We start from the raw sequence: 13266 nt of genomic DNA, 5'->3' as shown, positions 1-13266 counted from the left end.
GCGGTCAGATGGATCGGTCTTTCCCGGATCAGGAGGACGTCATGGCGGATGTCGAGAACCTCTCCCCGAAGGCGCAACTGCTGTGGGGGAACGAGCAGCTCACATGGGTGTTCGAGGATGTGCGTGACCGGATCATGGGCGGTGACACCGACGAGTTCGAGGACGCCGCCGAACTGATCCTCGAAGAGCTGGAGTCCCACGCCGACGAGGTCGTCGATTACGACGACAACCAGGAGTTCGCCGGCCCCTTCGACACCGACGACGAAGTGGACGCACGCGAGGACCCCAACGTCGATGTGGATGTCGACCATGATCTGGATCCCGACGCCCCCGAGGACACCGATGACCCCGACGCCGACCTCGAGGAGCTGGCCGAGGAACTCGCCACCCACGTGTGGCGCGAGTGCCGTGAGATCGCACAGGCCTGGGACGGCGAGACCACCGACGCCGACCGCGTCCTCACTGCATTTGTCGCATTGGAGGAACGACGCATCGCGGTGGGTCTCTTCACCGACTGGTCCGACATCGAGCCGCGCGAACGCGGCGGCGTCCTCATCTGGGTGAACGAGTGGGAGAACCTCTCACACGAAGAGCAGCGTCCCCTGCGCATCGGCTACGTCGCCTACGACGAGGCGACCGACGCAGAGATCGCCTCCGACCTCGTCGCCGCCCTGCGTGATGCAGGCCTGGAACCGGGCGAACCCGCCGACGGAACCGTCACCGTTCCAGTGCTCTGGCGCTGGCACGTGGACCCTCTCAGCATCTGATGCGGCCGTGCGCTCCGGGACGGTTCCCGGAGCGCACGGCACCATGCTGTCTCCGCGCGGGGTCACACCGCGCGAGCCGAACCACCACCGCCGCGGACGGTCTCGGCCGTTGCCACCAGCTCGCCATCCTCGAGCCCGATGCCCGAGGCATTGCCCATCGGATCCTTGGCGTTGAGGTCATGGCCCAAAGCCGTGAGTTCCGCGCCGACGGAGGTGTCCATGAGCCCCAGATCCACATCGGTGGTCGGCGCATTCCTCGAACTGACCCGTGCCGCGGCGATCGCCTCCACCAGCGGAAGTCCGCGCTCGAAGTGGCCGACGATGATCTGGGCCACCGACGTGATGATCGTCGCCCCACCGGGTGTGCCGACCGACAACCTCGTCTGGTCACCTTCGGTGATGATCGTCGGAGACATCGACGAACGTGGACGCTTGCCCGGCCCCGGAAGGTTCGGATCGGGAACCCCGGGCGTCACGGGAACGAAGTTGAAGTCGGTGAGCTCGTTGTTCAGCAAGAACCCATGCCCCGGAACGGTGATGCCCGAACCACCGGTCTGTTCGATCGTGAGGGTGTAGGAGACGGTGTTGCCCCACCGGTCGATCACATTGAGATGCGTGGTCGACTCACCCTCGTACGGTTCACGCTGGCCCTGACCCTCCGGGTTGGCGCCCTCGTAGTCCCCGTCGGGCCACCCGAACGGGATCGGGCGCTCCTGCGCACGTTCGGCGTCGAACAGGCGGGCGCGCTCGGCGGCGAAGCCATCACTGAGCAGTTCATCGGTGGGTACGTCATCCACATCGCCGACCCAGCGGTTCCGGTCGGCGAAGGCGGTCGCGCAGGCCTCGGCGAAGCGGTGCAGATACTCGGCCTCCGACAGCTTCGAGATCGGGACGCCGGTGATCCGCTCGTATTCGGTCAGGAGCTTGAGGATCGCGCCCACCGCGATGCCCCCCGAACTGGGCACGGGCATGCCGTACACGGTCATGCCGCGATAAGTGCTGACCGTCGGATCGCGCCAGATGGCCTCGTAGCCGGCGAGATCGTCCAAAGTCATGGGACTGCCCACCACCTCGTGGCCGGCCACCGTTCCGGGACGGTTCGCCTCTGCCACGATCGCCTCGGCGATGGAACCGGTGTAGAACTCATCAACACCGTGGGTGCGGATACGCCGCAGCGTCGCGGCCAGATCCTGATTGCGGAACCGCGAGCCGACGCGCGGCACCTCGCCGCCGGGCAGGAACACCCGCGCGGTCTCGAGGAACCTGCTGAAGCGCTCGGCATTGGCCGCGGTGTGGTCGTGGTAGTTCTGATCGACCACGAACCCCTTCTGTGCCAGATGCTCAGCGGGCTTGAGCAGACTCCCCAGATCCCGCGTACCGAAGCGCTCCACGGCCTCGTTCCACGTGGCCAGGGTTCCCGGAACACCGATCGAGCGTCCTGAATTGACCACCTCATCGAAGGGAAGCGCCTCGCCGGAACCATCGGTGAACTCGTTCTCGGTGAAGGCAGCAGGGGCCGTCTCACGCCCGTCGATGGTGAACACCCGGCCGCTGGACGCTTCCCTGTAGACGAAGAATCCGCCACCACCCAGACCACACGAGAAGGGCTCGGTGACGCCCAACGCCGCAGCCATGGCCACGGCGGCGTCGACCGCATTGCCGCCCGACTCGAGGACACCGATGCCGATGTCACTGGCGTAAGGATCGACCGAGGCCACCGCCGCGGTGGACCCGCGGGCCTCACGCACCTTCAGCGGCTCGGGGATCGCCCCTCCGCGGGCAGGATGAGCCGACACGGGCCCAGAGGGCAGCAGCGTGGTCGCACCCACACCGGCTCCGAGGCCCAGCAGCAGGCGTCGGGAGATGCGCGGGCCATTGATCGAGGTGGGCATCGATGGACTCCTTCGTCTATGGATGAATAACGGCACGTTAGAGGATCGCCCCATCGGTGCCAAGAGCACAGCAGACGGAAGGTGACGTTCGCTAGGGTCCGCGCATGAGCACTGCACCACGTACGCCGTCACCACTCGATGCCGCCAGCGAGGAATATGTCCATCGCATCGCCGTGCTCGATCCCACGGCGGCAATGGAGTGGGGCATCGGCGACAACCACGGCGATCTCCCCGATTTCTCGCCGGCCTTCCATGAGGCCATCGCCGCCGAGGCGCGTGACTTCCTGCGTCGCGTCGACGAACTGGAGCCCGGCTTCGACACCGTCGACGAGGTGACCGCAGCGGCTGCTCGTGACCGGATGGGACTGATCCGGGAGCTGCACGACGCCGGTGAAGACGTGCGTGAGGTCAACAACATCACCACCCCGGTGCAGACGATCCGCACGCTGCTGACGATGCACGACACCAGCACCGCCGAGGGCCGGGAGCAGGCCACCTCACAGCTCGCGTGCGTGCCGCAGGCTCTTGCGGGCTATCGCGAATCCCTCGAACAAGCCGCCGCACGAGGACTGCCTGCGGCCCGACGCCAGATCCTCCTGCTGGCCGGGCAGTGCGACGACCTGGCCTCATCCGATTCGATGCTCGCCGATATCGCCGGGGACGAACCACCAGCGGGTTTCGCCGAGGCCTTGGACGCCGCCCGTGCTGCGCACGCGGAATTCGCCACGTGGCTCCGTGAGGAGTTGGCGCCGCGCAGCCCGGAGGCCGAGGCCGTGGGGCGGGACCGGTATGCGCTGCTCTCGCGGCAGTGGGTCGGGGATGAGGTGGACTTGGACGAGGCCTATGCCTGGGGCCAGGACCGGCTCCGGGAGATCATCGCCGAACAAGAAGACGTGGCCGCTGAACTCTACGGCGCGGGGACCGGCGTCGATGAGGCACTGCAGCGGCTCAACGATGATCCGGCGTGCCAGATCCATGGCGTCGACGCACTGAAGGCGTGGATGCAGGAGACCGCCGATGGTGCCATCGCCGCGCTCGACGGTGTCCACTTCGACGTGCCCGCCGAGATCCGCACCATCGAATGCTGCATCGACCCCTCCGGGACCGGTGGCATCTACTACGTGCCGCCGTCGGCGGACTTCACTCGCCCCGGGCGCATGTACTGGGCGGTTCCGGCGGGGGAGACGACGTTCGCGCGCTGGCAGGAACTGACCACCGTCTATCACGAGGGTGTGCCCGGCCATCATCTGCAGCTCGGCCAGGCACTGGTGGAGCCCGACCTCAACCTGTGGCGTCGCGTGGATTCGTTCACCTCCGGTCATGGCGAAGGCTGGGCGTTGTACGCCGAGAAACTGATGGCGGAGCTCGGCTTCCACGACGACCCGGGCACACGCATGGGAGTGCTGGATGCCCAGCGTCTGCGCGCGGCCAGGGTGGTCCTCGACATCGGCTACCACCTCGGTCTGCCGATGCCGCCCGCCGACATCGGCGTCGACGCCCACGCCTGGACCCCCGACTCGGCATTCGCGTTCCTTCGTCGCCACGTCGCCATGGGAGAGGGGTTCTTGACCTTCGAACGTGACCGCTACCTCGGCTGGGCGGGGCAGGCCCTCTCGTATGCCCTGGGGCAGCGCATCTGGGAGGAACTGCGTGCCGCATACCCCGGGGACGCGAAGGACTTCCACTCGAACGCACTCGCCCTCGGCGGCCTGCCGCTGCGGGTCCTGCGGGAGACCTTGGGCGGGGCTGCGTCGCCCGCGGTTGATAGCGTCGACGCATGATCTTCATCGTCGTCAAGTACGAGGTCAAGCCCGAACACGTCGACCAGTGGCTCGAACGCACCCGCGAGTTCACCGAAGCCACCCGTGCCGAACCCGGCAACAAATGGTTCGAGTGGAACCGCAGCTGCGAGCAGGACAACGTCTTCACCCTGGTGGAGGCCTTCGATGATGACGCCGCCGCAGCCCACGTGAACTCTGAACACTTCGCCAAGGGGCTCGAGGCCATGCGTCCGATGCTGCTCAGCACGCCCAAGATCATCAGCCGTCAGATCGATGGGGACGACTGGGACGCGATGGGCGAACTGCAGATCGACTGACCCGGGGCCGGACCGGCCACGAGGCCACATGTTCGATGGCAGGTCCGAGAGCACAGAACCCCGCCCGTCGCTCACCTCTACGTCATGCCGGGACTGCACGGCCCAACGTAGAGGTGGGCTACATCAGCGTGGGCCGGCGGCCCGCCACAGATCGTTGAGCGCCCCGTTGACCTTGTACATGTAGATGAAGATCGGGATGACGAGCCAGAAGCCGAGGAGCACCCACAGCCCGGTCATGGCACTGACCGGGGAACGACGACCGATGCGGTCGTAGGCGTGCTGGATCTCGTTCGGCAGGATGAAATCCTCCACGATGCCCAGGAACAGGGCGAGAAGCAGGTGGACTCCGCCGCCCATGCCGGTTCCGGTGAAGCGTTTGAGGTCCTCGCCGGCGCGGTAGTACCACACCAAGCCCCAGATACCACCTGTCAGGAAGGTGAGCAGGAGCAGAAGCGTCGTGTCCTGAGGACGTCCGGGAGGTCCCAGCGGCGGTCCCATGGGGGCGTTCGTCGCAGGAGCGTAAGGGTTCGTCGGCTCGGGGAAACCTTGGCTGATGGGCGCGAGCTCACTTCCGCCGTGTGGGGCCGGCTGGCCGAACTGCTGGGGTGCGGGCTGGGTGAACTGGTTCACCGGTGGCTGGTCGTGTGGTTGGTGGCCCGGTTGGCCGAAGCCGTTGGGGCCTGGCTGCGGTTGCTGATACGACATGGTTGTCCTCCGGAAGTCGCGTGGATCACGGGCGGCCATCACCACGAACGATAAGCCGTCACGGCGGCTACCGCAGGCGGTTTTCGGAAGTTGTCGCCCGCTGCAGCGTCACGGCAGCGCCGACCCCGATGAGCCCCAGCACCGCCGGGAACCAGACCGTGTCACCCATGGCCAGGGCATACCCCGCCAGCTCCTCGGCGGTTGCGGGTCCGGGGGTCTGCGTCGGATCTCCGCCGACGCGGGCATCGAGCCGGGCGGCCATCAGCGTTGCGGTGATCGCCATGACCAGCACCGCGCCGAACTGTCGCGTCATGTTGTAGACACCCGAGCCCGCGCCAGCGCGATGCTGAGGGAGGTTGCGGGTGGCCGACACCGAGAGCGGACTCCAGATGAGGCTGTTCGCCATCCCCAACAGCGTGGATGAAGCGAACAACCACCACGGCGAGAAACCGGGACGCATCATGGCAGCGGTCCACGCCAACCCGGTGGACAGCACCACAAAACCGGCGATGGCGACATGCCGCGGGTGGGTCCTGTCGACGTAACGGCCCACGAAGGGGGCGAGCACACCACCCACGACGGCCGACGGCATCAGCACCAGAGCCGACATGAGCGGTGAGATGCCGCGTCCGGTCTGCAGGTAGAACATGAGCGGGATGTTGATCGTGTTCACGATCCCACCCATCATCATGATGCCGATGTTGGCGGCGGAGAAGTCGCGGTCACCGAACAACGCCAGCGGCACGAGCGGCTCGGATGTACGCGTCTGCCACCACACGAACACCGTCATGACCACCGCACCCACCACGAGGAGAAGCGGGACACTGATCGGGCCCATGATCTGGCCCCAGCCGTAACGGTGGCCCTCTTCGAGCCCGAACACCAGACAGAACATCCCCACCGCACTCAGACCCACACCGATCAGGTCGAAATGGTGCGACGCCTGCGGCAGCGTCGGCACGAGCCGAACGGCTGCGATGAAGGCGGCGATCCCGATCGGAAGGTTGATGCGAAAGATCCACTCCCAGCCCACGGTGTCGACGAGGAGCCCGCCCACGAGAGGTCCGCTGAAAGTGGCGATGCCGCCCACGGCTCCCCACACGCCCATCGCCGCACCACGCTTCCGGGGCGGAAAGAGTCGGGTGATGACCGCCATCGACTGTGGGCTGATCATCGATGCGCCCAGCCCCTGAAGGGCGCGGGCGCAGATCAGGACACCGATCGTGGGAGCGAACCCGCAGATCACCGAGGCGATGGTGAACAGCGTCAGTCCGGTCAGATAGATACGTTTGGGGCCGAAGCGATCACCGAGACGACCGGTGATGAGCAGGGGAACTGCGAACGCCAACAGGTAAGCGCTCGTCACCCACACCACGGCCCCGGTGTCCGCGTCGAGACCATCCATGATCGCCGGCATGGCCACCGACACGATCGTGGCATCGAGCAGGATCATGAAGAAGCCGCACACCAGGGCGATGAGAGCTCGCCAGCCGGCACGCGTGTCGACCTCGGGGCTCTCTGCGTCGTCGGCGCCCGAGGTGTTCGGCGGGTTCTGATCGTCGTTCATGGCTGTGGGGTGGTCATCAGCGTGGGTCAGTCGACCTGTGGTGTTCCCTGTGTGAAGCGCTGGAGCCAGCCGTCCTGGTGCCGGAGCCAGACCGAGGAACGGATGCTGCCCGCGGTGCGCCACAGCAGAAGGATGGCGTCAGGGGTTAGGCGTTGGGTGTCGATCACCTCGAAGGTATCGGCGAGCGGGCGGCCATCCACCGGGGGGAGCGGGCCGATCTCGGCGAGCATCTCGGCGCGCGTCCACTGCCTGCCGGACGCCCCGATCTCGGTCCACTGCGCGTGCAGCAGCGTGGCGACCTGGGCCGGATCCTGGCGCACGGCATCGGTCAACAGCGAGCGCTCAGCGGCTGCGACGATGTCCTCGTCCGAGGGCTTGGGAACGTCTGCATCATCGACCTCGCTGAACAGATCCCCATCGAAACCATCGCGGGGGAGACCGAGCTCGGGCTCGTCGTCGGGTTCGGTGAGCAGCTCCTGATCTGTGGTGAGTGGAGCGGTTCCAGCGCCGGGAAAACCGGGGCCGGATTTCACCTTCGTCCCATCGCGGAAGGCTTCCGCCGCGGCTCGGGCGAGTTTGTCGGCGGCCTCGTTGAGCTCGTGCCCCGAGTGTCCGCGGACCCACTCGAATGTCACGTTCCGTCCCAGCATGGCCTCATCCAGTGCCTGCACAAGATCGACGTTCAGGACCGGCCTGCCGTCGGCCTTCTTCCATCCCTTGCGTTTCCATCCGCTCATCCACTTGGTGATGACGTTGATGACGTACTGCGAATCGCACAGCACGGTCAGTTCGTCGTCCACGTGGGCGGTCTGGTGCAGAAGGTCGAGCACCGCCTGGAGCTCGCCTCGATTGTTCGTGGAGCTGGGCCAGCCGCCGGCGGCCCAGCATGTGTCGTCGATGAACCACGCCCAACCTGCGGGTCCGGGGTTGTTGAGGGCCGATCCATCTGCTGCTGCCGTGATCACGCGGGCGATTGTGTCATGGAGTGCTGCGGAGGCCAGTACGAACTGCAGATTCTCATCCATGATCAACTCCCTGAGGTGGTTGATCATGGATCAAACGCTGCATTGCGCAGGCGCTTCTGGGGTGGCGGCATTCCTACTGGCCGGTAAGATACGGGCGCATCCGACTTTGGGAGGGACAATGTCGTACCCGCTGCTCTCCGAGCCGCTCACTCTGAATGGGGTCACGCTCAGAAACCGCACGATCATGGGATCCATGCACACAGGGCTCGAGGACGGATCGAAGCTCGATGGTCTGGCCGCCTTCTACGCCGAGAGAGCCCGCGGTGGTGTCGGGCTGATCGTGACCGGTGGCTTCTCTCCGAACATTGCCGGAACGCTCTACCCGAAAGCCGGTCTGATGCGAACGCGCAGGGATGCGCGGCGCCACCGCGTCGTGACCGATGCGGTGCACGACAACGGCGGACGGATCATCCTGCAGCTCCTGCACGCCGGACGTTATGGAGCCACTCCGTGGGCCGTCTCGGCCTCTCGGGTGAAAGCCCCGATCAGCCCCATCACGCCGATGGCGCTTCCCGAACCGATGGTCCGTCGCACCGTGGATGACTTTGTCCGTGCCGCCGAACTCGCTGCCGAGGCGGGCTATGACGGCGTGGAGATCATGGGGTCCGAGGGTTATCTGATCAACCAGTTCCTCGCGCCGCGCACCAACCGTCGGACCGACCGGTGGGGTGGGTCGGCTGCCAACCGGCGCCGGCTGCCCTTCCAGATCGTACGGCGCACGCGCGCCGCGACCGGACCGGACTTCATCATCTCCTACCGGCTCTCGGTGCTCGATCTCGTTCCCGATGGTCAGACCTGGCCCGAGGTGCTCGATGTGGCCAGGGCTGTCGAGGACGCCGGAGCCAGCTACATCGCCACGGGGATCGGTTGGCACGAGGCGCGCGTGCCCACCATCGTCACCTCGGTCCCGCGTGCGGCTTTCGTCGATGCCACCGCCCGGGTTCGGGATGCGGTGAGCATTCCGGTGGCGGCATCCAACCGCATCAACACCCCTGACGTCGCCGAAGGCGTGCTCGCCGCTGAGCAGGCCGATCTGGTGCAGATGGCCCGCCCCTTCCTGGCCGATGCCGAATGGGTGAACAGAGCCGTGACGGGGCAGCCCATCAACACGTGCATCGCTTGCAACCAGGCGTGTCTGGACCGCACGTTCAGCAGCCGGAGCGTGTCCTGCCTGGTGAACCCACGTGCGGGTCGCGAGCAGGAGCTCGTCATCTCCCCGGTGCGGCAGGCCAAACGAGTGGCCGTCGTGGGGGCCGGGCCCGCCGGGCTGGCGGCCGCGGTCACGGCCGCACAGAGGGGTCATGTCGTGGAACTTTTCGAGGCTCGCGCGGAGGTCGGTGGGCAGTTCGCACTCGCCATGCAGGTTCCGGGCAAGGAGGAGTTCGCCGAGACGATTGCGTACTTCACCGCGCAGCTCGAGGCCCATGGTGTGACTGTGCACCTCAATCGGCCAGTGCGGGCTGAGGACCTTCGTGGTTTCGACGAGGTGATGGTGTCCACCGGTGTGACCCCACGCATTCCCGACATCGAAGGCATCGACCATCCAAGCGTCATCACCTATGCCGAGCTTCTGCGTGGAGAACGGATCGCGGGGGAGCGCGTCGCAGTGTTGGGGGCTGGGGGCATCGGTGTGGATGTGAGCGAGTTCCTCACCCAACGGCATGTGCCCAATCCCACCCCGCAGCCGGTGGATGAATGGCGAGCCGAGTGGGGGGTCGCCGATGTGGGGGCGCATCTCTCGCTGGTCGAGCCCGATGTGGCTCCGAGTCTGCGCGAGGTGCATCTCATGCAGCGCAAGACCACCAAGATCGGCAAGGGTCTTGGGGTGACCACCGGCTGGGTGCATAGGGCCTCCCTGCGGGCCAAGGGCGTCCACCATTACACCGGAGTGCAGTACGAACGCATCGATGACGCCGGAGTTCACATCACCGTCGATGGAGTCGAACAGGTGATCGCGGTGGACACGGTTGTGGTGTGCACCGGGCAGGAGTCCCTTCGTGAGCTCGCAGACACGCCCGGGGCGCACGTGATCGGTGGCGCGGATGTGGCGGCCGAGCTCGACGCCGAACGGGCCATCCGGCAGGGCGTTGAGCTGGCTGCGACGCTGTGAGGCCGGCTCGGTGACATGGGCTCGTCGATGAGCCGCGCGTAGACTGGTCTGATGGCGCGTTTGGACGTGTGGTTGTGGTCGGTGCGGATCTACAAGACCCGCTCGATCGCAACGAAGGCCTGCAAGGGCGGGCATGTGCGATGCAATGGTGGTCCGGTCAAGCCTGGTCAACAGGTACGGGTGGGGGACCGGGTCGAGGTTCGTCAGCCAGGTTGGACGCGGGAGTTCGAGGTTGTGCAGTTGCTGACCAAACGTGTGGGTGCCCCGCTCGCGCAGGCCGCCTACGTGGATCACTCGCCACCTCGGCCCGCGTATCTCTCCCACCCCGTGGCGCGTCGAGACCCCGGCGCGGGGCGTCCGACCAAGAAGGATCGGCGGGCCCTGGACCGTCTCCACGGTCGACGCTGACCACGTAATGTGCAGAGCGGAGATGGTTGCCGATCGTTCACCCTCCGGTAACCGGATGCTTCCGGGGCTTTGCCTGTGCGGTATGTGCTGGGCCCGTTCTCATGCACGAACCACCGGGAGTCAAAGCCATGTCTCGTCGTCTGCTCAAGCTGTTCGCGCCGATCCACGGCAACCGATCCAGCGCCACCTGCCAGTACCGCTGTGGCAATGCCTGCTTCCATGAAGTCCCGAACACCACGTCCAACACCTACTTCGGAGACGTCGTCGAGTCGATCATCTCCCGTCGTACGGTGCTCAAGGTCGGTGCGGTCGTGGGAGCAACCGCAGCGACGGGGCTGAGCTTCCAGGCCATCCGCGGTGGTGCTCCTGCTCATGCGCTCAGCCCGGCCACCGGCCTTGACTGGACGCCCATCGCGCCTTCCACCGAGGACGCGGTGGTCATTCCCGAGGGGTTCGAACAGGACGTCGTGATGCGCTGGGGCGACAAGCTCTTCTCGAGCGCCCCGGACTTCGACCCGGCCAACCAGACCGCTGCCGCCCAAGAGGGGCAGTTCGGCTACAACTGCGACTTCCTCGGCTTCTTCGACGTCGATGCCGAGACTGAGATCATGATGGTGAACCACGAGTACACCAATCCCAACATCATGTTCCCCGGTTACGAGCCCGGAAATCCGACGCGGGAGCAGGTCGAGGTCGAGTGGGCCGCCCATGGTCTTTCGGTGGTCGCGGTCAAGAAGACGGTTGGCACCGGTGAGCTGACGCCGATCGTGGATCACGAACTGAATCGTCGCTTCACCGCCACCAGCGACTTCGAGATGACCGGTCCGGCCGCTGGACATGATCTGCTCAAGACCTCGGCCGACCCGACCGGCACCAAGGTCAAGGGAACGCTCAACAACTGCGCCGGCGGCCTGACGCTGTGGGGCACGTGGCTGACCTCGGAGGAGAACTTCAACCAGTACTTCGCGAACGCCGCTGCGATCGATGATCCGGCCGCCGTGGAGGCCTACGCACGTTACGGGCTGCCCGAGGGCGAGACCGATCGTCGCTGGGAGAACTTCGATGATCGCTTCGACCTGTCGAAGGAGCCCAATGAGGCCAACCGCTTCGGCTGGATGGTGGAGGTCAACCCCTGGGATCCCACCTCGACGCCCAAGAAGCGCACCGCCATGGGCCGTTTCAAGCATGAGGCCGGCAACATGAACGTCGGCCCCGATGGCCGTGTCGCGGTCTACATGGGCGATGACGAGCGTTTCGATTACGTCTACAAGTTCGTCTCCGACGCCCCGATGGAGCAGGCCAACGCCAAGGACGGTGGCAACCCCAATGCCGACCTCCTCGACCACGGCACGCTCTACGTCGCACGCTTCACCGGCGATTCGCCCGAGGCTGAGATCGACGGCACCGGTGCGGTGCCGTCCGACGGCAAGTTCGGTGGCACCGGTGAGTGGATCAAGCTCGTGCACGGTGACGAGTCGTTCGTCCCCGACATGACGGCAGCCGAGGTGCTCATCCACACGCGTCAGGCAGCCGACAAGATGGGCGCCACCAAGATGGACCGTCCCGAGGACATCGAGCCCAGCCCGATGACCGGGCATGTGTTCATGGCCATGACCAACAACACCAAGCGCACCGCCGCCGACGCCGACGAGGCCAACCCGCGTGGCTTCGTGACCGAGGATGACGCGAGCACCAACAAGCACGGCCACGTCATCGAGCTCATCGAGGACGGGGACGACGCAACCGCCGAGACCTTCACCTGGGAGATCCTGCTGCTGGCCGGTGACCCGAACGATCCGGGCAGCTACTACGGCGGTTTCGACAAGTCGCAGGTTTCGCCGATCTCGTGCCCCGACAACCTCACCTTCGACGAGTACGGAAACCTGTGGATCTCCACCGACGGAAACAAGCTCGACGCCCATGACGGTCTGTACGCGGTTCCGCTCGAGGGTGAGGAGCGTGGCAGGGTCATGCAGTTCCTCTCGGTGCCGATCGCAGCCGAGACCTGCGGCCCGTGGGTGACCCCGGAGCGTGTCAACGTCGCGGTGCAGCACCCCGGTGAGGATGATGAGGCCGACTTCGACACGCATGTCTCCACCTGGCCCGACGGTGACTACCCGCGTCCGTCGATCGTGACGGTCTGGCGCACCGCTGCTGAGCCCACCCCGACGCCGTCGCAGGAGCCCACCGCGACCCCATCGGCCGAGCCGACGGCGACGCCGTCGCAGGAGCCCAGCTCGGAGCCTTCGAGCCCGGCATCCTCGGCGCCTGCGGAGGCCCCGTCGTCAGCACCGGCCGATGGTGCTCCGGCACCGGTCGATGGCGGAGACAAGCCCGGTGGCAAGCTCCCGTCCACGGGTGCGACCGCCGGTCTGTTCGGTGCGGGTGCCGCTGGCGCCGGTGCGCTCGGCCTGGGCGCGCGTCTGCTGATGCGCAACGCCCGTGCCGGCCAGCCGGTTGACGCCGACGAGACCGAGGGCAACGACGAGGCCTGATCCTCGATCGGCTCCCGGGAGCGGCTCTGCTACCGGGATCTGTTCCGTGAGCTGCTGGAGGCCCGACCGCACGGTCGGGCCTCCACGCGTCTCCGCTCCTGCGCTGAAGCCCGATCGGGTCGGCTCCACCTCTACGTTGAGCCGCGTCTGCGCGGCACAACGCAGGAGTGGAGGGTCTTCGTCTGGCCTGGTCTGGTGC

10 protein-coding genes are annotated in these 13266 nt (G+C 66.4%); 6 read left to right on the top strand and 4 right to left on the bottom strand.

Annotation, left to right across the window (positions count from 1 at the left end; translation table 11 throughout):
* Positions 1–8: 8 nt before the first annotated feature.
* Positions 9–767: a hypothetical protein gene (locus FB460_RS06170; RefSeq protein ID WP_142093156.1), complete on the top strand. Its 759-nt coding sequence runs from the start codon at positions 9–11 to the stop codon at positions 765–767.
* A 62-nt stretch (positions 768–829) separates the two neighbouring features.
* On the opposite strand, the gene ggt is transcribed toward FB460_RS06170, so the two are convergent.
* Entirely contained in the window at positions 830–2659 is a 1830-nt protein-coding gene (gene ggt, locus FB460_RS06165; RefSeq protein WP_142093155.1) for a gamma-glutamyltransferase, read from the bottom strand.
* 104 nt (positions 2660–2763) lie between these two features.
* On the opposite strand from ggt, the gene FB460_RS06160 reads away from it, so the two are divergent.
* Positions 2764–4440: a DUF885 domain-containing protein gene (locus FB460_RS06160; RefSeq protein ID WP_142093154.1), complete on the top strand. Its 1677-nt coding sequence runs from the start codon at positions 2764–2766 to the stop codon at positions 4438–4440.
* Complete coding sequence (locus FB460_RS06155) at positions 4437–4757, top strand: putative quinol monooxygenase (RefSeq protein ID WP_142093153.1); 321 nt, start codon at positions 4437–4439, stop codon at positions 4755–4757. Before FB460_RS06160 ends, FB460_RS06155 begins: the two co-directional genes overlap by 4 nt.
* A gap of 123 nt (positions 4758–4880) precedes the next feature.
* Here the strand turns inward: FB460_RS06155 and FB460_RS06150 are convergent, their stop codons facing one another.
* From FB460_RS06150 to FB460_RS06140, 3 genes are all read right to left on the bottom strand, one after another.
* Positions 4881–5462, bottom strand: a complete 582-nt coding sequence (locus FB460_RS06150) for a DUF4234 domain-containing protein (protein WP_170209970.1) — start codon at positions 5460–5462, stop codon at positions 4881–4883.
* Between the two features lie 67 nt (positions 5463–5529).
* Positions 5530–7029: an MFS transporter gene (locus FB460_RS06145; protein WP_142093151.1), complete on the bottom strand. Its 1500-nt coding sequence runs from the start codon at positions 7027–7029 to the stop codon at positions 5530–5532.
* 26 nt (positions 7030–7055) lie between these two features.
* Positions 7056–7994, bottom strand: coding sequence for a ribonuclease HI family protein (locus FB460_RS06140; RefSeq protein ID WP_211345895.1), 939 nt, complete (start codon positions 7992–7994; stop codon positions 7056–7058).
* 178 nt (positions 7995–8172) lie between these two features.
* On the opposite strand from FB460_RS06140, the gene FB460_RS06135 reads away from it, so the two are divergent.
* From FB460_RS06135 to FB460_RS06125, 3 genes are all read left to right on the top strand, one after another.
* Positions 8173–10164, top strand: a complete 1992-nt coding sequence (locus FB460_RS06135) for an NADPH-dependent 2,4-dienoyl-CoA reductase (RefSeq protein ID WP_142093149.1) — start codon at positions 8173–8175, stop codon at positions 10162–10164.
* Between the two features lie 51 nt (positions 10165–10215).
* Positions 10216–10572, top strand: a complete 357-nt coding sequence (locus FB460_RS06130; RefSeq protein WP_142093148.1) for an RNA-binding S4 domain-containing protein — start codon at positions 10216–10218, stop codon at positions 10570–10572.
* 128 nt (positions 10573–10700) lie between these two features.
* A complete protein-coding gene (locus FB460_RS06125) occupies positions 10701–13067 on the top strand; it encodes a PhoX family protein (protein WP_246044255.1) in 2367 nt (788 codons plus the stop codon).
* The last annotated feature ends 199 nt before the right edge of the window (positions 13068–13266 follow it).

The organism is Propioniferax innocua, from assembly GCF_006716235.1.
GTDB lineage: Bacteria > Actinomycetota > Actinomycetes > Propionibacteriales > Propionibacteriaceae > Propioniferax > Propioniferax innocua.
This window is presented reverse-complemented; position numbering and strand designations above follow the sequence as displayed.

Bases quoted from the DNA above. Each gene is read 5' to 3' on its own strand.
- ggt (WP_142093155.1), bottom strand. From the start codon at position 2,659: ATGCCCACCTCGATCAATGGCCCGCGCATCTCCCGACGCCTGCTGCTG.
- FB460_RS06170 (WP_142093156.1), top strand. From the start codon at position 9: ATGGATCGGTCTTTCCCGGATCAGGAGGACGTCATGGCGGATGTCGAG.
- FB460_RS06150 (WP_170209970.1), bottom strand. From the start codon at position 5,462: ATGTCGTATCAGCAACCGCAGCCAGGCCCCAACGGCTTCGGCCAACCG.
- FB460_RS06125 (WP_246044255.1), top strand. From the start codon at position 10,701: ATGTCTCGTCGTCTGCTCAAGCTGTTCGCGCCGATCCACGGCAACCGA.
- FB460_RS06135 (WP_142093149.1), top strand. From the start codon at position 8,173: ATGTCGTACCCGCTGCTCTCCGAGCCGCTCACTCTGAATGGGGTCACG.
- FB460_RS06130 (WP_142093148.1), top strand. From the start codon at position 10,216: ATGGCGCGTTTGGACGTGTGGTTGTGGTCGGTGCGGATCTACAAGACC.
- FB460_RS06160 (WP_142093154.1), top strand. From the start codon at position 2,764: ATGAGCACTGCACCACGTACGCCGTCACCACTCGATGCCGCCAGCGAG.
- FB460_RS06145 (WP_142093151.1), bottom strand. From the start codon at position 7,029: ATGAACGACGATCAGAACCCGCCGAACACCTCGGGCGCCGACGACGCA.
- FB460_RS06155 (WP_142093153.1), top strand. From the start codon at position 4,437: ATGATCTTCATCGTCGTCAAGTACGAGGTCAAGCCCGAACACGTCGAC.